The sequence below is a fragment of the Streptomyces sp. NBC_01235 genome, from assembly GCF_035989285.1.
Taxonomy (GTDB): domain Bacteria; phylum Actinomycetota; class Actinomycetes; order Streptomycetales; family Streptomycetaceae; genus Streptomyces.
The window spans coordinates 1,137,385-1,157,345 of record NZ_CP108513.1 but is presented as its reverse complement, the minus strand read 5'-3'; the positions used below and the strand labels follow the sequence as shown (position 1 = coordinate 1,157,345).

The window sequence follows — 19,961 nt, the reverse complement described above, 5'->3', positions numbered from 1 at the left end:
ACATGCACTCGTCGGACACCGCCACCCCGCCGCCCCTGCCCCAGCACCGTCCCCTCCTCGATCCCGCCGCCGAGTACGGGCGTTGGGTCATGGAGCGGCCCCTCGCCCGGATCAGCCTGTGGGGCGAGATCCACCCCTGGCTGGTCACCCGGCAGGAGGACGCCCGCGCCGTCCTCAGCGACGCGCGGTTCAGCTCGGAGAACGTCCGGCCGGGATTCCCCGGGCTCCAGCCGACTCCGCCGCCGCGCACGCCCGGCCAGCTGTTCGCGATGGACGCGCCCGACCACACCCGGCTGCGCCGCATGCTCATCCCCGAGTTCGCCTTCCGCAGAGTCGAGCAACTGCGGCCCGCCATCCGGAAGATCACCGGGGAACTCCTCGACGGCCTCGTCAAGCAGGAGCAACCCGCCGACCTCGTCGAGCACTTCACGCTGCCGCTGCCCCTCCTCGTCATCTGCGAACTGCTCGGAGTGCCGTACGCGGACCGGGACTTCATCCACCGGCAGGCCGCCGCCTTCGCCACCGTCTCGGCCGGACCGGAGGCGATGCGGGCCGGCTGGGCGGCGCTCTTCGGCTATCTCCAGGAACTCCTGGCCGCCAAGTCGGGAGCACCGGGCGACGACCTGATGAGCAAGCTCGCCACCGAAAGGGTCGCCACCGGGGAAGCCACCCCGGCGGAGGCGGCCGGACTGCTCGTCCAACTGCTCATCGCCGGGCACGAGACGACCGCGAGCATGCTCTCCCTCGGCGTCGTCGCCCTGCTGCGCCACCCGGACCAACTGGCCGCGCTGCGCGCCGACGAGGACCTCGTACCGAATGCGGTGGAGGAACTGCTGCGCTATTTGACCGTCGTCCACATCGGGCTGCGCCGTATCGCCACCGAGGACGTCGAGATCGGCGGAGTCACCGTCCGGGCCGGCGAAGGCGTGGTGGTCGCGTTGCAGGCGGCCAACCGGGACCCCGCCGTGTTCGCCGACCCGGACACGCTCGACCTCACCCGGGACGCCGGCCAGCACCTCGCCTTCGGCCACGGTCTGCACCACTGCCTCGGCCAGTCGCTGGCCCGGGCCGAGCTCCAGATCGCGTTGCCGATGCTGTTCCACCGCCTGCCGGGCCTGCGGCTGACCGGCCCGGCGACGGAGGAACTCGCGTTCGAGGGACGCGCGGTCCACGGGGTGCGGGAGCTGCCGGTGGCCTGGTGACCGAAGGGGCGGGAGGGCCGCGCACGCCGTTCACCCGGCGCGTGCGGCTCGACCGGCGTTTTTTTGCGGCTCAGCCGCCGTCCGGTCCGACGGGGCGCGGTACGGCGCGCCGTCGCCCGCCGACACCGGCACCGGCACCCTCGTGCAAGGGGAACATGGAGGGATGCGGATGAACGGAGACCGGCGATGGGCCCTGGCGGGGTCGGCGCTGATGGTGGGGGTCGCGGTGGCCTGCGGCGGACCCGGAGACGGAGGTGGTGACGGAGACCGAGACAGGGGCGAGGCGACGACCACCACAGCCAGAGCCACCGGGACGGCCGCCTCGACGACCCCCACCACCCCCCGGTTCGACGAGGAGGCCGAGCTGTCCGACGGCCGGCGCGTGGGGATGTCGTACGTCGCCGGGCACGGGCTCGTCGAACGGCACCGGGACGCGGGCGCCGGAGCGTGGAGCGCGCCGCGCGTGGTGTACGCGACGGCGACGGACCGGTGCCACAGCCTCACGCTCAAGGCGTTCGACAAGGCGGTCGCGGTCATCGCGGACTGGGGCGACTACTGCTATGACGGCGAACCGCCGACGGAGTCCCTCGCCGCGGTCGGCGTCGGGGACCTGTCCCGCTGGGACACGAAGCTCACCGAGGACTTCGACGGCTGGGCGGAGGTCGTCGCCGTGAACGACACGCGGGAACTGGTCTTCAGCGAGGTCTCCACAAAGTCGCTGACCCGGCTTCGGTGGAGCCGGACGGAAGGCTTCGCGGAGGTGGAGGAGATTCCGCGCTGATTTCCCGGTATCTCCGGCATGCGCGCATGCGGCCACTAAGATTCCGCGACGCGTCCGTCACATCAGCCGCGACTCGGGGGAGCCCTCACCATGAACGCCTGGAACCAGCAGGGCGGTCGGCCACCGTACGACCCTCACCACCAGCCGTACCAGCCGTACCAGCCGTACGGCCCGCCGCCGGTGCCGCCGCCCGTGCGGCGCGTGGGGCCGTTCCGCCGGCTGTGGCGGGCGGTCGGCCCGATCGCCGTCGGGCGCAAGGTCTTCCGGCCCTCACGGCCCGGGCGGGTCGACGATCCGGTGGTCGCCCGCATGCAGAAGATCCGTACCCTCGTCGGCCTGGGCGCCGTGGTGTGGGTGATGTTCTCCTACAGACTCGTGGCGTCCGTGGGGGATCTCGCGAGCGACCGCGCCAACCAGTCCTGGATCAACGTCCTCGTCCTGTCCGTGACCTTCCCGGTGGTCGTCGGTGTGCTGATCGGCGTGGCCCGTCCACCGGCCCGGCAGGAGCTGCTGCGGCGGGCGGCCAAGCCGTTCGGCTCGATCGTGGCGATCATCGCGGGGGTCGCCGTGTTCCCGGCGTCCGTGCTCACCGGCTTCGTCGGCGGGCGGTTCGCCACGAACCCCGTGATGTCGGTGATCACCGGCCTCGTCACGCTGTTCACGCTCTTGTGGATCCTCCCGTTCGTCGTCTACGGCGTCGGGATGTCCCTCGTGCACGTCTTCCGCACCGCGGACATCCACGAGACGGTCCCGCCGCTGCTGGCGCTGGTGCTCGTGTGGGAGATGACGCTGATCGACCTGCTCACCGGGGCGTACGAGGGCGTGCCCGGACCGGTGCGGATCGCGCTCATGCTGGGCGCCCCGCTCTCGGTCACCGCCGTGGCCCTGTGGGAACTGCGACGCCTGCGCGTCGGCTACGGCCTCACGCTCCGAGGCGCGCTCATGCGCTGAGGGCGCCCGACCGTTCGTACGAATCCGAAGGGGACGGTCTGGAACAGCGGGCATGCCAACCTGACTTGGTGTTTTACAGTGGCTCTCGCCAGTCCAGGAGACTCCGGAACCTGTGAGGTACACGCCAGCCATGTCGACCGAAACGTTTGAGTTCCAGGTAGAGGCCCGTCAGCTGTTGCAGCTGATGATCCACTCGGTCTACTCGAACAAGGACGTCTTTCTCCGCGAGCTCGTCTCCAACGCCTCCGACGCGCTGGACAAGCTGCGTCTCGCCGCGCTGCGGGACGACGTGCTCGACGCCGACGTCGCCGACCTGCACATCGAGATCGAGACCGACGCCGAGGCCCGCACCCTGACGGTGCGGGACAACGGCATCGGTATGTCGTACGAGGAGGTCGGCCGGCTCATCGGCACGATCGCCAACTCGGGCACCGCGAAGTTCGCGCAGGAGCTGCGCGAAGCCGAGGAGGAGGCGGGGGCCGAGGGGCTCATCGGGCAGTTCGGCGTCGGCTTCTACTCCGGCTTCATGGTGGCCGACGAGATGACGCTGCTGACCCGGCGGGCCGGCGAGAGCCAGGGCACCCGCTGGTCGTCGCGCGGTGAGGGCACGTACACCCTGGAGCGGGTGGACGACGCGCCGCAGGGCACGACGGTCACGCTGCACCTCAAGCCGGCCGACTCCGACGACCAGCTGCACGACTACACCTCGGACTGGACGATCAGGGAGATCGTCAAGCGCTACTCGGACTTCATCACCTGGCCGATCCGCATGGTCCCGGCGGCGGTGGGCGGCGACACCTCCGCCGACACCTCCGAAACCGCCGACGACGCGCCCGAACCCGAGACGCTGAACTCGATGAAGGCCCTGTGGGCGCGCCCGCGCGACGAGGTGTCCGACGACGAGTACCACGAGCTGTACAAGCACATCAGCCACGACTGGCGTGAACCGCTGGAGACCGTCCGGCTCCAGGCGGAGGGCACCTTCGAGTACCAGGCGCTGCTGTTCGTCCCCTCGCACGCCCCGCACGACCTGTACAACCAGGGCTACAAGCGCGGTGTGCAGCTGTACGTGAAGCGCGTCTTCATCATGGACGACTGCGAGGCGCTGCTGCCGCCGTACCTGCGCTTCGTCAAGGGCGTGGTCGACGCGGCGGACCTCTCGCTGAATGTCTCCCGCGAGATCCTCCAGCAGGACCGGCACATCAAGATGATGCAGCGCCGGCTCACCAAGAAGGTCGTGTCGACGGTCAAGGACATGATGACCGCGGCCCCCGACCGGTACGCCACGTTCTGGCGGGAGTTCGGCGCGGTCCTGAAGGAAGGACTGCTGACCGACACCGACAACCGCGACACCCTCCTCGCGGTCTCCTCGTTCGCGACCACCCACAGCGAGGACGAGCCGACCACGCTGAAGAGCTACCTGGAGCGGATGAAGGACGGGCAGGACGCCGTCTACTACCTGACCGGCGAGTCCCGCCAGAGCATCGAGAGCTCCCCGCACATGGAGGCGTTCCGGGCGAAGGGCATCGAGGTTCTGCTGCTCACCGACCCGGTCGACGAGGTGTGGGTCGACGCGGTGGGCGAGTTCGAGGGCAAGCCGCTGCGGTCCGTCGCCAAGGGCGAGGTCGACCTCGGCGGGGAGGACGACGAGAAGGCCGACGGCGAGCGGGAGAAGCGGAGCGAGGAGTACGCCGGTCTGCTCGGCTGGATGAAGGAGCGGCTGGCCGAGGACGTCAAGGAGGTGCGGCTGTCGTCCCGCCTCACCGTGTCCCCGGCCTGCATCGTCTCCGACGCGCACGACCTCACCCCGGCGCTGGAGAACATGTACCGCGCGATGGGGCAGGAGGTGCCGCGCGCCCTGCGGATCCTCGAACTCAACCCCGACCACCAGCTCGTGAAGGGCCTGAACCAGGCCTACAAGGAGCGCGAGGACCGCGCGGGGCTCGCCGAGACCGCCGAGTTGCTGCACGGTCTGGCGGTCCTCGCCGAGGGCGGGCGGCCGAAGGAGCCCGGACGGTTCGTGAAGCTGGTGGCGGACCACCTGGAGCGAGCGCTGTAACCACCGGCGGGGGATTCCGGGCAGGGGCGCGCCTGCCCGGTTTCTTCACCGATCGCACACCGAACATGCTAGTTGCTTGAGTCAATCAATCGGGCTTACGATGCTCTGCAGTCGTGCAGAACCGCATCCCCCACGGAGGCTCGACCATGTCCCATGCGCAACCCCGTTCCGCGGAGACGGGGGAGGGGTCCGCCGCGCCGCGGGCCAACCTCGTCGTGGCGGTGTTGGCCTTCGGCGGGATCGTGGTCTCGCTGATGCAGACCCTGGTGATCCCGATCGTCCCGGAGCTGCCGAAGCTGCTGGACGCCCCGGCCTCGGACACCGCGTGGGCGGTCACCGCCACGCTTCTCGCGGCCGCCGTCGCCACCCCCGTCATGGGTCGGCTCGGCGACATGTACGGCAAGCGCCGCATGCTGCTGGTCAGCCTTCTCGTGCTGATCGCCGGCTCGGTCACGGCCGCCCTCAGCGACGGGCTCATCCCGATGATCGTCGGCCGGGCCCTGCAGGGACTCGCCTCCGGGGTCATCCCGCTCGGCATCAGCATCATGCGCGACGAACTGCCCGCCGAGCGGCTCGGCTGGGCCACCGCCCTCATGAGCGCTTCCCTGGGCATCGGCGGCGCCCTCGGTCTGCCCGCCGCCGCGCTCATCGCGGACCACTTCGACTGGCACACGCTGTTCTGGACGTCGGGCGTTCTCGGTGCCGTCGCCCTCGTGCTCGTCCCGCTGTTCGTGCCCGAGTCGAAGGTGCGCACGGGCGGGCGCTTCGACCTGGTCGGCGCCCTCGGCATGGCGGCCGGGCTGGTCTGTCTGCTGCTGGCGATCTCCAAGGGCGCCGACTGGGGCTGGGGCAGCGGTACCACCCTCGGGCTGTTCGGTGCCGCGGTCGTCGTCCTGCTCCTGTGGGGTCTGTTCGAACTGCGCGTCAAGGAACCCCTGGTGGATCTGCGGACCACCGCCCGCCGCCAGGTGCTGGTGACCAACCTCGCCTCGACGGCCTTCGGTTTCTCCATGTTCGCGATGTCCCTGGTCCTGCCCCAGCTCCTGCAGTTGCCTGAGGCGACGGGCTACGGTCTGGGCAAGTCGCTGTTGGCCGCCGGTCTGGTGATGGCCCCCACGGGCCTGGTCATGATGGCCACCGCGCCCGTCTCTGCGCTGGTCTCCAAGGCACGGGGTCCGAAGGTGACCCTGATGATGGGCGCCGTGATCGTCGCCGTGGGCTACGGCCTCAACATCGTGCTGATGGACGCGGTGTGGGAGCTCGTACTGGTCTCCTGTGTCATCGGGGCTGGTATCGGCTTCGCCTACGGGGCCATGCCCGCGCTCATCATGGGCGCCGTGGACCCCGCCGAGACGGCCGCCGCGAACAGCCTCAACACCCTGATGCGGTCCATCGGCACCTCCACCGCCGGCGCCGTCGCCGGCGTGATCCTGGCCCAGATGACCACCACCTTCGGCACCACCGCCCTGCCCTCGGAGAACGGCTTCAAGGTCGTCATGGCCGTCGGCTCGGGCGCGGCACTCCTCGCCCTTCTCGTCGCCGGGTTCATCCCACGCCAGCGGACGGCGGGCACGGAATCCGCCGCGGAGCCCGTCGCCGGCGAGCCGGTTTCCGCCGGGCCGGCTGCCGTTCGGCCCGGCGTCGTTCAACCGGCTGTCGCCGAACCGGCCGAACCGGACGGGCGGGCGGTGGGCGCCGCGGTCGCCGTGCCGCTGGCCCGCGCCGTCGCGGAGCTCGTGGCGACCGTGCCGGGGCTGACCGACGGCGGTCCGGCCGGCGGCGGACATCCGGTGCGCGGGCAGGTGCGGGGCGCGGAGGGCGTGCCGGTGGGCGGGGCCGCGGTGACGCTGATCTCGCTGGACGGACGACAGTTGGGCCTGGCGGTCGCCGCGGCCGACGGCACCTACGCCCTCGAGGCGCCGGGGGAGGGCACGTACGTGCTCATCGCCTCCGCCGACGGCCATCAGCCGCAGGCGGCGACGGTCGTGGTCGGGGCGACGCCGGTGACGTACGACGTGTTGCTCAGCGGCTCCAGCGGGCTCGTCGGCGCGGTGCGGTCCGCGGACGGCGGGGCGCCGGTCGCCGGGGCGGTGGTCATCCTCACGGACGTCCGCGGCGACGTGCTGGCCACCACGCAGACCGACGGCATAGGCGAGTTCTCCGTCACCGACCTGATGCCCGGGCCCGTGACCCTCGCGGTCAGTTCGCCCAAGCACCGGCCGCTGGCCCGGTCCGTGGAGATCGGCGTCACCGGTGTCACCCGGATCGACGTCGAGTTGCGGCCCGGCGCGCAGCTGCGGGGCACGGTACGCGGCGCGGGCGCCCCGCTCGGCGACGCGCGGGTGACCCTGGTCGACGCCGCCGGGAACGTCGTGGCGACCACCACGACCGGCGGCGACGGGGCGTACGCGTTCTCCGACCTGGACGGCGGCCAGTACACGGTCATCGCGACCGGCTACCCGCCCCGGGCGACCGGCATCAGCCTCGGCGGCGGCGACGTGGACGACCACGACATCGAACTCGCCCACACGGGCGAGTAGTTCACCCACAACAGGCTGCCGGAGGCCCTTCCGGCAGCCGCGGCCTCAGATCCGTCCGGCCCGCCGCCGACGGCGCAGCAGCAGCCCCGGACACAGACCGCCGACCACCGCGGTCACCACGCCCACCGGCAACCGGGTCGTCTCGTGGACGCGCTGGGCGGCGAAGTCGCCGGTGACGACGAGGAGGGCGCCGGTACAGGTGGCGGCGGCCAGGCTGGGGCCGGGAACGCGGGTGAGTCGGCAGGCCAGTTGGGGTGCGATCAGGGCCACGGACGGGATCGGGCCGGCCGCCGCCGTGGCCACCGCGCAGGCCGCCCTGGCCAGTACCGGCATCGCAAGCCGGGTGCGCTGCACGGGCATCCCGAGACCGCCCGCCACGGCGTCGCCCATCTTCCAGGACCTTCAGCCGGCTCGCGGCCCGCGGCCGGCGCGACGAGCGCAAGCGGGACGAGGAGTCCGAGGGGCGCGGGCCGGACGTCCTGCCAACCCCGGCCGTTGAGGCTGCTGTCGAGCCACACCATGGCCCTGATCTCGTCGGCGGGGGAGAGGGCCGGCCCTGGGTGTGCCGCACCAGCTCCTCGGGGTCGTCGAGGCGCGTGCAGTTGAGCAGTCCCTCGGCCATGCCGACTGCAGGGCGGCACCGAGCACACCCACGGACTCACCTCGACCCTGCTGTCCACCATCGCGGTCCGTGCCGCGGACACCACCGCTCCCTGCCGGACCGGCGCGCCGCGTCCGTCTGAAACGGGCTCAGGCGAGGACGACCCTGATCCCCGCCTCCTCGAACCGCCCCACCATCTCGGCGTCGGCCGCCGCGTCCGTGACCAGGGTGTCCACCGTGTCGGCCGCGCAGATCCGGGCGAACGCCCGCCGCCCCAGCTTGCTGGAGTCGGCGGCGACCACGACCCGCTCCGCGCGTTCGCACAGCAGCCGGTTGACCGCCGCCTCGGCCTCGTCGTGCGCGGCGGCGCCGTGCGTCACGTCGAAGGACACGACCCCGAGCACCGTCATGTCGAGCGTGATCTGCCCCAGCACCCCGTCCGCGAGCGGCCCGACCAGCTCGTACGACTGCGCCCGCGCCACCCCGCCCGTCACCACGATCTTGAACTGGGGACGCACGGCCAGCTCGCCCGCGATGTTCAGCGCGTTCGTGACCACGGTCAGCGCGGGCGAGCCGGACGCCAGATCGCCGCGCACGGCCAAGGCGCGCGCCACCTCCGTGGTCGTCGTGCCTCCGGTCAGCCCGACCGCCTCGCCCGGTGCGACCAGATCCGCCACGGCCCGGGCGATCCGCTGCTTCTGTGAGGCGTGCCGGGCCGTCTTGTACCGCAACGGCAGCTCGTACGACACCCCGTGCACGACCGCGCCACCCCGGGTGCGCAGCAGCATCTGCTGTTCGGCGAGCTGGTCGAAGTCCCGGCGGATGGTCGCCGGCGACACACTCAGTTCGGCCGCCACGTCCTCGACGTCCAGCCGACCGCGCTCGACGAGCAACTCCAGCAGCGCCTTCCAGCGGGCGTCACGTGACATCGGCGTTCTCCGTTCGCATGCTTGAAGTTGCTTGAAAGACGGCTCTATCTTGCAGGAACACTCATGAACGTCCTGAACGAAGACCGCCGGGAAGAGGTGGGGGGCATGACCCACGTCGAGGACGAACTGATCGACCAGCCCGACTGCTGGACCCGCGCCGCAGCCGAAGTCCACCAGTACGCCCGGGAGTTGCCGACGACGGGGGAGCGGGTCGCGATCGCCGGCTGCGGCACCTCGTACTTCATGGCCCAGGCGGCGGCCGCCCTGCGCGAGGACGCGGGCCACGGCGAGACGGACGCCTTCGCCGCCTCGGAGTTCCCCCACGGCCGCGGCTACGACCGGGTCGTCGCCCTGACCCGCTCCGGCACCACCACCGAGGTCCTCGACCTGCTCGCCCGGCTCAGGGGCAGTACGCCCACCACCGCGATCACCGCCGATCCGCACACCCCGGTCATGAAAGCGGCCGACCACGTCCTCGTCCTGGACTACGCCGACGAACGCTCCGTCGTGCAGACCCGGTTCGCGACCACCGCGCTCACCCTGCTCCGCGCCCACCTGGGCCTGCACACCGACACGGTGGTCGCCGACGCCCGCACCGCGCTCGGCGAGCCACTGCCCGAAGGGCTCGTGGACTGCGGGCAGTTCACCTTCCTTGGACGCGGCTGGAGCGTCGGTCTGGCGAACGAGGCCGCGCTCAAGATGCGCGAGGCGTCGCGGTCCTGGACCGAGGCGTACCCCGCGACGGAGTACCGGCACGGCCCCATCAGTATCAGCACCGTCGGCACAGCGACCTGGATGTTCGGCGAGGCGCCCGACGGCCTGGCCCAACAGGTGCGTGCCACGGGCGCGTTGTGGGTCCCGGGCGGGCTGGATCCCCTCGCCGAACTGGTCCGCGCCCAGCGCCTCGCCGTGGCCGTCGCCGCTGCGCGCGGCCTCGACCCGGACCGGCCGCGCCACCTCACCCGCTCGGTGATCCTCGGATCCTGAGCCCCTGGATTTCCCCCGAGAGGAGTTGGCGTGCCCCTCACCACCACCGGCGAGCTGGTCACCCGCGCCCGCGCGGCCCGCGGCGCCGTCGCCGCCTTCAACATCATCACCCTGGAGCACATCGAGGCCGTCATCGCCGGCGCCGAGGCCGCCGACGCACCCGTCGTCCTCCAGGTCAGCGAGAACGCCGTGAAGTTCCGCCTGGGACGGCTGCTTCCGCTCGCCCGCGCCGCAGCCGTCGCCGCCGAACGGGCCGCCGTACCGGTCGCGTTGCACCTCGACCACGTCCGGAGCGAGGCCCTGCTCGTCCAGGCGGCCACCGCCGGCTTCGGCTCGGTCATGTACGACGCCTCCCGCCTGCCGTACGCCGAGAACCTCGCCGCGACCCGCACCGCTGTCGATCGGGCGCACGCCCAAGGTCTGTGGATCGAGGCTGAGTTGGGGGAGATCGGCGGCAAGGGCGCGCATGCGCCCGGTGCCCGCACCGACCCGGCCGAGGCCCGCGCGTTCGTCGCCGACTCAGGAGTGGACGCCCTGGCCGTGGCCGTCGGCAGCGTCCACGCGATGACCACCCGCACCGCCGCCCTCGACCACGACCTGATCGCCCGGCTCGGCGCGGCCCTCGACGTGCCCCTCGTCCTGCACGGCTCCTCCGGAGTCCCGGACCGCGAGCTGACGGCCGCCGTCGCGGGCGGGATCGCCAAGGTCAACGTCGGTACCGCGCTCAACCAGGCCATGACCGGCGCGATCCGGGACTACCTAGGGACGCATCCCGACGCGGTCGACGCACGCCTCTACCTGAACGCCGGACGGCAGGCCATGGCGCGAACCGTCGAGCGGATCATCACCGGTGCGGGGCTCACCCCTGCCTGACCGCCCGCAGCACCACGAACTTCCGGTCACCGGCGACCAGTTCACTGTTGCCGAACAGCCGCTTCAGCTTCACGTGGTAGCCCAGGTGCCGGTTGCCCACCACCCACAGCTCGCCGCCCGGCCGCAGCGCGCGCCGCGCCCCCGTGAACATCCGCCACGCCGTCGCGTCCGTCGTGGCCTGGTGGGAGTGGAACGGCGGGTTGTTCAGCACGACGTCCACACTGGCGTCCGCAACCCCCTCCAGTCCGTCGCCGACCCGGAACTCGGCGTGCCCCGGCACCCCGTTCGCCTTGTACGTGGCCTCCGCCGACGCCACCGCCTGGAACGACTCGTCCGTGAACAGCACCTCGGCCGCCGGATCGGCCAGCGCCACCGCCGTCCCGACGATCCCGTTGCCGCAGCCCAGGTCGACGACCCGGCGGGCGCCGCTCGTCGTCGGCAGATGCTGAAGGAAGAACCGGGTGCCGATGTCCAGCCGCTCGGCGCAGAACACGCCCGCGTGATTGACGACCGGACGGCCCGAGAGGGCGCCGCCGACGTCGTCGGGGAGGTCGTAGGCGTGTGGCCACGGGTTTGCGGGGAGCTTCAGCGACGGATCCGGCGTGCAGAAGATCAGCCGGGCCTTCTGCTCGGCCAGCGAGGTCCGGGTCGGCCCGAGGATCCGCTCGAACAGCCTCAGCGTCGAGGTGTGGATCTCCTTCACCATGCCGGTGCCGACGACGACCGTGTCCGCGCGCACGGCGGGCGCCAGCCGCAGCAGCTGGTCCTCCAGGAGCGCGAGGCTCTTGGGCACCCTGATCAGGAGCACGTCGATCTGCTCCGGCACCGGATCCCGGGTGGTGAGCAGCCGCACGGCGCCGGCCTCGACGCCGGCCCGCGCGAGGTTCGCCCGGGTCGCCTCCTGCCCCAGCCAGGAGTCGGTGATCTGCGTCGGACGGTGCGCCGCGAGCGCCGTGACCAGCGCGCCCCAGCGGTCGCCGAGCACCACCACCGTGCCGGTCAGGGGGATGTCCCGCTCCGCGAGATGCCGGAGCAGGTACGCGTCGGAGGCGTCCCAGGCGCGCAGCGTCTCGCGCGGATCCTCGGGGTGGCGGGCCAGGGCGACCTCGCCCCACGGCGTCGTCATACGGTCGTTCATGGTGCGTCAAGGCTAACCGAGCCGCAGTTCAGAGCCGGTGTCGGACCCAAGGAGGAGGATGGGGCCATGGACACGGAGCTGTTTCCCCGGGAGTGTGCGCAGGTCGCGCCGGGCGCGGTGCACGTGCCCGACTGGCTGGACGGGGCCCACCAGCGTGAGCTGCTGCGGGCCTGCCGGGACTGGGCCCGCCCGCCGGCCGGTCTGCGCACGGTCCGTACACCCGGCGGCGGCACGATGACCGCCCGCCAGGTCTGCCTGGGCTGGCACTGGTACCCGTACGCCTACGCCCGCACGGTCGCCGACGGGGACGGCGCCCCCGTCAAGCCCTTCCCGGCCTGGCTGGGCGAGCTGGGCCGGCGCGCGGTGGCCGACGCGCTGGGACCGGGGGAGGCGGCGGGGAGCGCGTACGACATCGCGTTGATCAACTTCTACGACGGCGACGCCCGTATGGGCATGCACCGCGACGCCGACGAGCACTGCGACGCGCCCGTGGTGTCCCTCAGCCTCGGCGACACCTGCGTCTTCCGCTTCGGCAACACCGAGACCCGGACCCGCCCCTACACCGACGTCGAGCTGCGCAGCGGCGACCTGTTCGTGTTCGGGGGGCCGGCCCGGCTCGCGTACCACGGGGTGCCACGCGTCCTGCCGGGCACGGCGCCGGCCGGGCTGGGGCTGAGCGGGCGGCTGAACGTCACCCTGCGGGTCAGTGGCTTCCCGGACGCCACCTGACGAAGCGGATCATGGGAGACTCGCCCTCATGAGCGGCAAGGCGGACCCCCGGCCGGCGGGGGAAGGGACCACCTCGAGGGCGCGGTTGGACCGGGGGCGCGGTGCGCTCGGGCCCGCGTTGGAGCTCGTGCACACCGGGCGGGCGCCCACCCGCGCGGTCCTCACCGCCGAACTCGGCGTCACCCGCGCGACGGCCGGCGCGGTCGCCGCGGAGCTGGAGGCGCTGGGCCTGATCCGGGTCGACGCGCGGCCCGGCGCCGCCAGCGGTTCGCAGGGCCGCCCCTCGCACCGGCTCGAACTCGCGCAGGAGGGCCCGGTCGCCCTCGCCGCCCAGGTCCACGCCGACGGGTTCCGGGCCGCGCTGGTCGGTCTCGGCGGGCGGATCGTCGCCACGACACCCAGCTGCGAGACCGTCGACGCCGACCCCGCCAAGGTGCTCGGCGCCGCCGTCGACGCCGGCGCGGAACTGCTGTGGCAGACCGGCCGGCGCTGTGTGGGCGCCGGGCTCGCCGTGCCGTCCGCGGTCACCGAACCCGAGGGACTGGCGCTGAACCCCCTGCACCTCGCGTGGCCGGCGGGGGCGCCCGTGCGGGAGATCTTCGCCGAGCGGATCGGCGCCGCCGGCATCACCGGTCCCGCGTTCGCGGCCAACGACGTCAACCTCGCCGCCCTCGCCGAACACCGGCACGGAGCCGGACGTGGCGCCCGCGACCTGCTGTGCGTGGCCACCGGACACCGCGGCGTCGGCGGCGCGCTGGTGCTGGACGGCCGTCTGCACACGGGCAGTTCGGGCCTCGCCCTCGAAGTCGGGCACCTCACCGTCAACCCCGAGGGCCGCCCCTGCCACTGCGGCAGCCGTGGCTGTCTCGACGTCGAGGCCGACCCGCTCGCCCTGCTCACCACGGCCGGCCGCGAGCCCGGCCCCGAGGGCTCCCTGCTCCAGCAGGCCAACGAACTGATCCGCGAGGAGTACGGCGACCCGGTCGTCCGCACGGCCGCCGAAGCCCTGATCGACCGGCTGGGCCTGGGGCTGGCCGGTCTGGTGAACATCCTCAACCCCGACCGCATCATCCTCGGTGGCCTGCACCGCACCCTCCTCGACGCCGACCCCGACCGGCTGCGCGCGGTGGTCACCGACCGCAGCCTGTGGGGCCGCAGTGGTGGCGTCACCATCCTCGCCTGTTCCCTCGACCACAACAGCCTGGTCGGCGCGGCCGAGTTGGCCTGGCAGCCGGTCCTCGACGATCCGCTGGGGGCGCTGAGCCCCGTGTGAGGCGCGGCGTCCACGAACGGGGCCTGGCACGGCAGTCCTGCTACAGCGCGGCCCCGCCGTCGATCACCAGGTCGGTGCCCACGACGGACGCCGCGTCGTCCGACGCCAGATACAGCACCGCCCGCGCCACCTCCGCCGTGGAGGACACCCGCCCCAGCGGCGACTCCTTCTTCATGCGCAGGGCACGGTCGGCCTCGGACTCGCCGGACCGCAGCGACATGGCCGTCTCGGACGGGCCGGGGCTGACGGCGTTGATCCGGACACCGTCCCCTATGTGTTCCAGCGCGGCACCGCGGGTCAGGGCGGTGACGGCCGCCTTGCTCGCGGCGTACGCGGTCACGCCCCGAATCTGCCGGTGCACGCCGATGTTGGACGAGACGTTGACGATCGCGCCGCCGCCCGGCTGGGCGCGCATCTGCCGGACCTCTGCCCGCAGTGCGAGGAAGACACCGGTGAGGTTGGTGTCGAGCAGTGTCCGCCAGTCCTCCTCGTCGACATCGGCGAGCGGCCGTCCAGCCCGCAGGACGCCCGCGTTGTTGACGGCGACGTCGAGCGAGCCGAAGCGTTCGACGGCCGCCCGGACGACGTCGTCCAGGTCGGCGGCGCGCGTGACGTCGGCCACGTGGGCGACCGCGGTCCCGTCGGCCCGCTCGACGAGCCCGACCGTCTCGTCGAGCGACGCGCGGGTGCGCCCGGCCACGACGACCCGGGCGCCTTCGGCGGCGAAGGCGAGAGCGAGGGTCCGTCCGATACCGGAGCCGCCACCGGTGACGAGCGCGGTGCGGCCGGAGAAACGGTTCCGAGACATGACAGCCCTTTCAAGACCGATCATTCCAATATTGGGGCAGCATGGTGTGGGTGCGAAGATCCCCGGCGGTCTGGGGGGTCAGCCCAACAGGGTGAGCGCCTGCTCCGCGGCGTCCCGTACGCGCGTGGGGTCGGGGGAGGCCTTGCCGACCACCCGCAGTCCCTGGAGCAGGACCAGCAGCATGCGGGCCAGCCCGCGCGGATCGCGCTCGGCCGGCAGTTCGCCCTGTGCCTGCGCGCGCACCAGTGCCGACTCCAGCAGCGTCTCCAGGTGCTCCCAGCTCAGCTCGACGCGGTGGGCCGCGGCGCTGTCGTGCGGGGCCAGTTCCGCTGCCGTGTTGGTGACCAGGCACCCATACGTGCGGCGCCCCTCGTCCGTGGCCTCGGCCGCGAACCGCCGCACCACCGCACGCACCGCGGGCAGGGCGGGGCCCGGCTGCGACAACTCGCGCAGGAGCAGGGGTTGGTGCGTCTCTCCGTACCGGTCCAGCGCCTTGAGGTACAGGTCGTGCTTGTTGCCGAACGTCGCGTAGATGCTGGCGCGCCCGATGCCGAGGTGCTCGACGAGGTCCGCCATCGACGTGGCCTCGTAGCCGCGCCGCCAGAACAGTTCCAGCGCCGACCGCAGGGCCGTATCGGGGTCGAATTCCTTTGTCCTGGCCATGATGTGACGCTAGATCAAAAAAGAACGATCGGTCAAGTATCGGTGTCGTCGCATGCGGCGGCCCGGAATTCCGCGAGGGAACCGGTCCGGTAGCCGTCGTCGTCGGCGCCTTTCACGTCACCCGCGAAGTAGCGCACCTGACCGGGTTGAAGTGCGGCCAGGTCCGTGAGGGTGAAGGACACGTCTGCCGCCGACCAGGAGTCGTCGTCGGTCCAGCCGTAGAGGATGTACGTGCGTCCACGATCGAGGGCTGTGGGCATGGGCTTGTCGACGGTCCAGCCCGGTCCTCCGGTGGCCAGCGGCCAGGTGACGAGGCCGGTGGCCGGCCGGGTGCGGCGCCAGTCCCCGACCTCCGGGCCGTTGGGATCGTCGTCGGCGTACAACGTGGCGCCGTCGATGTGCTTGTGACAGATCATCAGTACTCCGACCGGCCGGCCGGTCGCCGTCACGGTGATGCCCGTGATACCCGCCCCCGGCGCCGTGCAGCCGGTCAGTGACAGCAGCGCCGCCGCACTGGCGCAGGTCACGGCGGCGTAGCGGATCCGCATGTGCACCCCCTTGAGCAACCCACATCCTGGCCCCTGCCCGAACAAGGAACAAGGCCCGTCCGCCATTTGCCGCCGGCCCCGCGCCGCCGTCCGCAGCCGGTCGCGGACCCGCAGGACGTCGGGGTTGGCGTCGGCCCCGGGGCGCTGGACGAGGAAGTGGGTGTCGAGCGGGGCTCCTCGGGGAAGTGGAACTGCGCCAGGCGGCCCGCTTCCAGGTACTGCTGGCACAGGGAGTGCGGCAGGAGGCTGTAGCCGGCCCCGCCTTGACCGCCGACAGCACCGCGGACAGGTGCGGCACCGTGACCGCCGCCCGGGCGGTGAGCTGCTTGCCGAAGACCGTCCGCCGGTAGGGGTGGGCGATGGGGAGATCCTCGGCGTGGGTCACCAGCGGGACGTCCCGCAGCGCAGAGCACAGGTCGGCGGCCTGCGGATGGTCGGCGGCCCGCAGGGCCCAGACGGGGGAGGCGGCCCGGACGTACTCCTCGTCGGCCGGCGGCACCGACTCCAGGGCACGCCCGCGCGGCCGCCGCGTGGCGATCACCAGGTCGTACCGGCCGGACCGCGCCTCCTCCACCTGCCCGGCGGCCGGGTGCGGATCCTGACCCAGGAGACGCAGATCGGCCGCCCGGCCGCGGCCCCGGCCGACGAACGCCCGAACCCGAGGCTCAACGGCCACCAGGCGTGGCTGGACGGCCCGGTCGCCGCCGCGTCGAAGTAGGTTGACGTCATGACAGACCAACTGACCGTGAGTGTCCTGGGGACCGGCATCATGGGCGCCGCGATGGCCCGCAACCTCGCCCGGGCCGGCCATACCGTGCGCGCCTGGAACCGCACCCGGTCCAAGGCCGAGCCGCTCACCTCGGACGGTGTGCACGTCGTCGACACCCCCGCCGAGGCCGTCCGGGGCGCGGACGTCGTCCTGACCATGCTCTACGACGGCCCCGCCGCCCTGGAGGTCATGCGGGAGGCCGCTCCCGCGCTGCGCGCCGGCGCGGCCTGGGTGCAGTCGACGACCGCCGGGATCGAGGCCATCGGGGACCTGGCCGCCTTCGCCCGCGAACACGACCTGGTCTTCTTCGACGCACCGGTGCTGGGCACCCGTCAGCCCGCCGAGGCCGGCCGGCTGACCGTGCTCGCGGCGGGCCCGCAGACGGGCCGGGACGCGATCGCCCCCGTCCTGGACGCCGTCGGCGCGCGGACGGTGTGGACGGGCGAGGACGGCGGCGCGGGCAGCGCCACCCGGCTGAAGCTGGTCGCCAACAGCTGGGTCATCGCGGCCACCGCCGCGGCCGGCGAGGTACTCGCCCTGTCGCAGTCCCTGGACGTCGACCCGAACGCGTTCTTCGACCTGATCGCGGGCGGCCCGCTCGACATGGGGTACCTGAGGGCGAAGACGGGCCTGATCCTCGACGACCGGCTCTCGCCCGCCCAGTTCGCGGTGACGACGGCCGCGAAGGACGCGCGTCTGATCGTCGAGGCCGGCCGCGAGAACGGCGTCCGTCTGGACGTGGCGGCCGCGAGCGCCGAACGCCTGGAGCGGGCCGCCGCCCAGGGCCACGGCGACGAGGACATGGCCGCCGCCTACTTCGCCAGCTTCGACGAGAACGCCTGACCCGGGAGGAGAACCGTGTCCCAGCCCCCGCTTCCGCCCGAGGCCGTGGAGCTGCTGAGCCGCCCCAACCCCTGCGTGATGGCGACCCTGCGCTCCGACGGAGCCCCCGTCTCGACCCTCACCCGGTACGTCTGGCAGGACGGCCGCGTGCTGATCAGCCCGGACGAGGGCCGGGTCCGCCTGAAGCAGCCGGGCCGCGACCCGCGCCTGACCCTCTCCGTCCTCGACGGCGACGACTGGTAGGCGCGCGTCACTCTCATCGGCCGCGTGGTCGAGACGCACGAGGACGAGGGCCTGGCCGACATGGACCGCATCTCCACCCACTGCACGGGCAAGCCCTGCCCCGGCCGGGTCCGCTCCCGCGTCGGCGCCTGGATCGAGGTCGACCGCCGGCACGGCCGGGGCGCGATGACGGACAGCGACCAGGCGTCCACCTGAGCCTCGCGCGGCCGCACCGTCACACCTCCACGGCGCGGCGCGGCCTGGGCACCAGCTCGCCACCGCAGTTGGGGCAGACGCTCTGCATGGCCTCGCCGCACGCCACGCAGAACGTGCACTCGTAGGAGCAGATCCGGGCCGGTGCGTCGGGCGGCAGAGCGGCCGTCGTGCAGCGCTCACAGCGGTCGCGCATCTCCAATGCCATGGGTGTGCTGCTCCTCACCTGCGGGGTTCGTCCGTCGCTGCCCATCCTCGCGGCGCCCGCGGTGTCCGACCAGTGCCTCCGTGGGACAAGGACCGATGCGATCGGGCCACGGTGGCCCACCGCCGGGCCGTGGCTCAGCGCCACTCGACGCCGAAGGCCCGCCCCGGGTTCTCCGTGAAGAGCCGCGCCGCGAGTTCCTCGCCCACGGCGAGCGCCGGCCGCGGCCGGACCCGGCGCAGCAGACAGGGCATCCGGGGGCGCCGTCGACCGAACGGGCCGCCGCCGTCGTTGTGCCGCCGCCCAGCAGCAGCCGGTCGCCGAACCCGGCCTCGGCGAGGCCGCACGGCCTCCGGCATCCGCCAGTCGACGGCGTGATGCGCGCGGGACGGACCGTCGAACGCCGGCCGGCAGCCCGCCTCGGCAACCTGGCGGTGGGCCACCGTGTCGGGGGAGCGGTTGAGGTGCCCGAGGATCACCCGGTCCGGCGGCACACCCGACTCCCCGCACAGCAGGTCGAGTACGTCGAGCGCGCCGGTGCCCAGCTCCAGGTGTACGGCGAGGGGCGCGCCCGTCGCGTGATGTGCCTCGGCGGCGGTCATGGTCCAGCGGGTGTGCGCGTCGAGGGCGTGGAACCCGCCCGCGACCTTCACCGACCCGGCCCGGACGCCCGACGTCCCGATGCCCTCGGTCGGTTCGACCACGAACACCTCGGCGAGTCGGCGGCGCAACCCGTCGAGCGTGGCCTCGTCGTAGTGCACGCCCTGGTGCAGTCCCGTCGCGGCCACCACGTGCACCCCGGTCTCCCGGGACAGCGCCGGCAACTCGGCCGCGCGCCGCCCGAGGCCGTACGGCGTCCACTGCACGACGGCGTCACCGCCCCGCGCGCGGAACGCGGTCAGCTCGGCGTGCGCCGCGGAGACGCTCTGCAACTCCTGTCCGGGCAGCCGGGGACCGGCGAAGAACAGGTGGTCGTGCGCGTCGCACACGCCGAGCAGCTCGGCCGGTACGCCCCGAGCACCGTGCGGACGGCCTCACCACTGCCGGCCCCCGGGCAGGGCGGCCCGCCCCGGCGCGGACAGGTGCAGCACACGGAACAGGTCGCCGTCGGCCTTGGGCGTGTCGTGCTCCCAGAGCGAGAAGTGCACGGTCTCCCAGCGGCTCGTGTCCATGGCCGCCGCCGCGAGCACCGCCCCGTCCTCCCGTGCCCGCCGAGCGACCTCGTCCACCGCCTCCCGCGCGACCTCCGCGAGCACCGCCCCGTCCGGCACCGGCCGACGCCGCCGCACGGCGAACAGGGCCTCGGAACCGGCGGCGACGCCCTCCTCGTACGCGAGGCCCGTCCACTGACGGACCGCCGGCCGGCCGAAGTCGTCACTCAGTCCCTGGAAGCCGCCTCCCCACAGGAAGGTGTTCATGCCCCCCACGGTGTTCCAGAGGTAGAAGGGCGCGTACTGGTTGACCGGCGAACCGTGCACCCCGCGTTCGCGCAGCAGGTAGGCCTTGAGGCCGAGCCCCTCCCAGTCGTCGAGGAGATGCCCGACGCGCGCCACGCGCGCGTGGATGATGCGTGTGTCGTAGTCGGCGGGCAGTGTGAGTTCGTACTGCATGGCGTGCATCGGGCCTC

General features: G+C 72.8%; 19 protein-coding genes and 2 pseudogenes. 12 read left to right on the top strand and 9 right to left on the bottom strand.

The genetic code is table 11. The features are described from left to right. Window positions 1–2: 2 nt before the first annotated feature. From OG289_RS05330 to OG289_RS05310, 5 genes are all read left to right on the top strand, one after another. Window positions 3–1,202, top strand: coding sequence for a cytochrome P450 (locus OG289_RS05330; protein ID WP_327312831.1), 1,200 nt, complete (start codon window positions 3–5; stop codon window positions 1,200–1,202). Window positions 1,203–1,371: 169 nt separating this feature from the next. After that, window positions 1,372–1,983, top strand: a complete 612-nt coding sequence (locus tag OG289_RS05325; protein WP_327312830.1) for a hypothetical protein — start codon at window positions 1,372–1,374, stop codon at window positions 1,981–1,983. A 90-nt stretch (window positions 1,984–2,073) separates the two neighbouring features. Further along, window positions 2,074–2,934 carry a hypothetical protein gene (locus OG289_RS05320; protein WP_327312829.1) on the top strand — a complete coding sequence of 287 codons (861 nt, stop codon included), beginning with the start codon at window positions 2,074–2,076 and terminating at the stop codon, window positions 2,932–2,934. A gap of 130 nt (window positions 2,935–3,064) precedes the next feature. Then, window positions 3,065–4,993 (top strand): molecular chaperone HtpG, encoded by a 1,929-nt coding sequence (gene htpG, locus OG289_RS05315; protein WP_327312828.1) that lies wholly within the window; start codon window positions 3,065–3,067, stop codon window positions 4,991–4,993. 146 nt (window positions 4,994–5,139) lie between these two features. Continuing rightward, a complete protein-coding gene (locus OG289_RS05310) occupies window positions 5,140–7,533 on the top strand; it encodes an MFS transporter (protein ID WP_327312827.1) in 2,394 nt (797 codons plus the stop codon). 45 nt (window positions 7,534–7,578) lie between these two features. On the opposite strand, the gene OG289_RS05305 is transcribed toward OG289_RS05310, so the two are convergent. After that, complete coding sequence (locus OG289_RS05305) at window positions 7,579–7,923, bottom strand: iron chelate uptake ABC transporter family permease subunit (protein ID WP_327312826.1); 345 nt, start codon at window positions 7,921–7,923, stop codon at window positions 7,579–7,581. A gap of 360 nt (window positions 7,924–8,283) precedes the next feature. Beyond that, window positions 8,284–9,063 carry a DeoR/GlpR family DNA-binding transcription regulator gene (locus OG289_RS05300; RefSeq protein ID WP_327312825.1) on the bottom strand — a complete coding sequence of 260 codons (780 nt, stop codon included), beginning with the start codon at window positions 9,061–9,063 and terminating at the stop codon, window positions 8,284–8,286. Window positions 9,064–9,168: 105 nt separating this feature from the next. Between OG289_RS05300 and OG289_RS05295 the strand changes: the two genes are divergently transcribed. Further along, window positions 9,169–10,050: an SIS domain-containing protein gene (locus OG289_RS05295; RefSeq protein WP_327320592.1), complete on the top strand. Its 882-nt coding sequence runs from the start codon at window positions 9,169–9,171 to the stop codon at window positions 10,048–10,050. Window positions 10,051–10,080: 30 nt separating this feature from the next. Beyond that, entirely contained in the window at window positions 10,081–10,923 is an 843-nt protein-coding gene (locus OG289_RS05290) for a class II fructose-bisphosphate aldolase (RefSeq protein ID WP_327312824.1), read from the top strand. Here the strand turns inward: OG289_RS05290 and OG289_RS05285 are convergent. Beyond that, on the bottom strand, window positions 10,910–12,049 hold the full coding sequence (locus OG289_RS05285) for a methyltransferase (RefSeq protein ID WP_327320591.1): 1,140 nt from the start codon (window positions 12,047–12,049) through the stop codon (window positions 10,910–10,912). The two genes, OG289_RS05290 and OG289_RS05285, sit on opposite strands and share 14 nt — an antisense overlap. Before the next feature lie 78 nt (window positions 12,050–12,127). Between OG289_RS05285 and OG289_RS05280 the strand changes: the two genes are divergently transcribed. Together OG289_RS05280 and OG289_RS05275 are read left to right on the top strand one after the other, a co-directional pair. Beyond that, window positions 12,128–12,790: an alpha-ketoglutarate-dependent dioxygenase AlkB family protein gene (locus tag OG289_RS05280; protein ID WP_327312823.1), complete on the top strand. Its 663-nt coding sequence runs from the start codon at window positions 12,128–12,130 to the stop codon at window positions 12,788–12,790. Between the two features lie 28 nt (window positions 12,791–12,818). Next, a complete protein-coding gene (locus OG289_RS05275) occupies window positions 12,819–14,063 on the top strand; it encodes an ROK family protein (protein ID WP_327312822.1) in 1,245 nt (414 codons plus the stop codon). Window positions 14,064–14,103: 40 nt separating this feature from the next. Here the strand turns inward: OG289_RS05275 and OG289_RS05270 are convergent, their stop codons facing one another. The 3 genes from OG289_RS05270 to OG289_RS05260 form a co-directional block, all read right to left on the bottom strand. Further along, window positions 14,104–14,871 carry an SDR family NAD(P)-dependent oxidoreductase gene (locus OG289_RS05270; protein WP_327312821.1) on the bottom strand — a complete coding sequence of 256 codons (768 nt, stop codon included), beginning with the start codon at window positions 14,869–14,871 and terminating at the stop codon, window positions 14,104–14,106. Window positions 14,872–14,949: 78 nt separating this feature from the next. After that, window positions 14,950–15,534, bottom strand: coding sequence for a TetR/AcrR family transcriptional regulator (locus OG289_RS05265; RefSeq protein WP_327312820.1), 585 nt, complete (start codon window positions 15,532–15,534; stop codon window positions 14,950–14,952). Between the two features lie 32 nt (window positions 15,535–15,566). Continuing rightward, entirely contained in the window at window positions 15,567–16,082 is a 516-nt protein-coding gene (locus tag OG289_RS05260) for a hypothetical protein (protein ID WP_327312819.1), read from the bottom strand. Window positions 16,083–16,458: 376 nt separating this feature from the next. On the opposite strand from OG289_RS05260, the gene OG289_RS05255 reads away from it, so the two are divergent. From OG289_RS05255 to OG289_RS05245, 3 genes and pseudogenes are all read left to right on the top strand, one after another. Beyond that, a complete protein-coding gene (locus OG289_RS05255; RefSeq protein WP_327312818.1) occupies window positions 16,459–16,800 on the top strand; it encodes a hypothetical protein in 342 nt (113 codons plus the stop codon). Between the two features lie 9 nt (window positions 16,801–16,809). After that, entirely contained in the window at window positions 16,810–17,694 is an 885-nt protein-coding gene (locus OG289_RS05250) for an NAD(P)-dependent oxidoreductase (RefSeq protein WP_327312817.1), read from the top strand. A gap of 15 nt (window positions 17,695–17,709) precedes the next feature. After that, window positions 17,710–18,132, top strand: a pseudogene (locus OG289_RS05245) (pyridoxamine 5'-phosphate oxidase family protein). A 19-nt stretch (window positions 18,133–18,151) separates the two neighbouring features. Here the strand turns inward: OG289_RS05245 and OG289_RS05240 are convergent. The 3 genes and pseudogenes from OG289_RS05240 to OG289_RS05230 all read right to left on the bottom strand — a co-directional run bounded on the left by OG289_RS05240 (window position 18,152) and on the right by OG289_RS05230 (window position 19,953). Then, the gene (locus OG289_RS05240; RefSeq protein WP_327312816.1) at window positions 18,152–18,337 is read right to left on the bottom strand and encodes a DUF1272 domain-containing protein; all 186 of its coding nucleotides are present in this window, start codon (window positions 18,335–18,337) and stop codon (window positions 18,152–18,154) included. A 134-nt stretch (window positions 18,338–18,471) separates the two neighbouring features. Further along, window positions 18,472–19,355, bottom strand: a pseudogene (locus OG289_RS05235) (phosphotriesterase family protein). Window positions 19,356–19,368: 13 nt separating this feature from the next. Continuing rightward, complete coding sequence (locus OG289_RS05230; protein WP_327312815.1) at window positions 19,369–19,953, bottom strand: DUF4865 family protein; 585 nt, start codon at window positions 19,951–19,953, stop codon at window positions 19,369–19,371. Window positions 19,954–19,961 lie beyond the last annotated feature (8 nt).

Bases quoted from the DNA above. Each gene is read 5' to 3' on its own strand.
- OG289_RS05270 (WP_327312821.1), bottom strand. From the start codon at position 14,871: ATGTCTCGGAACCGTTTCTCCGGCCGCACCGCGCTCGTCACCGGTGGC.
- OG289_RS05310 (WP_327312827.1), top strand. From the start codon at position 5,140: ATGTCCCATGCGCAACCCCGTTCCGCGGAGACGGGGGAGGGGTCCGCC.
- OG289_RS05325 (WP_327312830.1), top strand. From the start codon at position 1,372: ATGAACGGAGACCGGCGATGGGCCCTGGCGGGGTCGGCGCTGATGGTG.
- OG289_RS05330 (WP_327312831.1), top strand. From the start codon at position 3: ATGCACTCGTCGGACACCGCCACCCCGCCGCCCCTGCCCCAGCACCGT.
- OG289_RS05320 (WP_327312829.1), top strand. From the start codon at position 2,074: ATGAACGCCTGGAACCAGCAGGGCGGTCGGCCACCGTACGACCCTCAC.
- OG289_RS05275 (WP_327312822.1), top strand. From the start codon at position 12,819: ATGAGCGGCAAGGCGGACCCCCGGCCGGCGGGGGAAGGGACCACCTCG.
- OG289_RS05305 (WP_327312826.1), bottom strand. From the start codon at position 7,923: ATGGGCGACGCCGTGGCGGGCGGTCTCGGGATGCCCGTGCAGCGCACC.
- OG289_RS05250 (WP_327312817.1), top strand. From the start codon at position 16,810: ATGACAGACCAACTGACCGTGAGTGTCCTGGGGACCGGCATCATGGGC.
- OG289_RS05265 (WP_327312820.1), bottom strand. From the start codon at position 15,534: ATGGCCAGGACAAAGGAATTCGACCCCGATACGGCCCTGCGGTCGGCG.
- OG289_RS05260 (WP_327312819.1), bottom strand. From the start codon at position 16,082: ATGCGGATCCGCTACGCCGCCGTGACCTGCGCCAGTGCGGCGGCGCTG.
- OG289_RS05300 (WP_327312825.1), bottom strand. From the start codon at position 9,063: ATGTCACGTGACGCCCGCTGGAAGGCGCTGCTGGAGTTGCTCGTCGAG.
- htpG (WP_327312828.1), top strand. From the start codon at position 3,065: ATGTCGACCGAAACGTTTGAGTTCCAGGTAGAGGCCCGTCAGCTGTTG.
- OG289_RS05230 (WP_327312815.1), bottom strand. From the start codon at position 19,953: ATGCACGCCATGCAGTACGAACTCACACTGCCCGCCGACTACGACACA.
- OG289_RS05280 (WP_327312823.1), top strand. From the start codon at position 12,128: ATGGACACGGAGCTGTTTCCCCGGGAGTGTGCGCAGGTCGCGCCGGGC.
- OG289_RS05295 (WP_327320592.1), top strand. From the start codon at position 9,169: ATGACCCACGTCGAGGACGAACTGATCGACCAGCCCGACTGCTGGACC.
- OG289_RS05240 (WP_327312816.1), bottom strand. From the start codon at position 18,337: ATGGCATTGGAGATGCGCGACCGCTGTGAGCGCTGCACGACGGCCGCT.
- OG289_RS05285 (WP_327320591.1), bottom strand. From the start codon at position 12,049: ATGACGACGCCGTGGGGCGAGGTCGCCCTGGCCCGCCACCCCGAGGAT.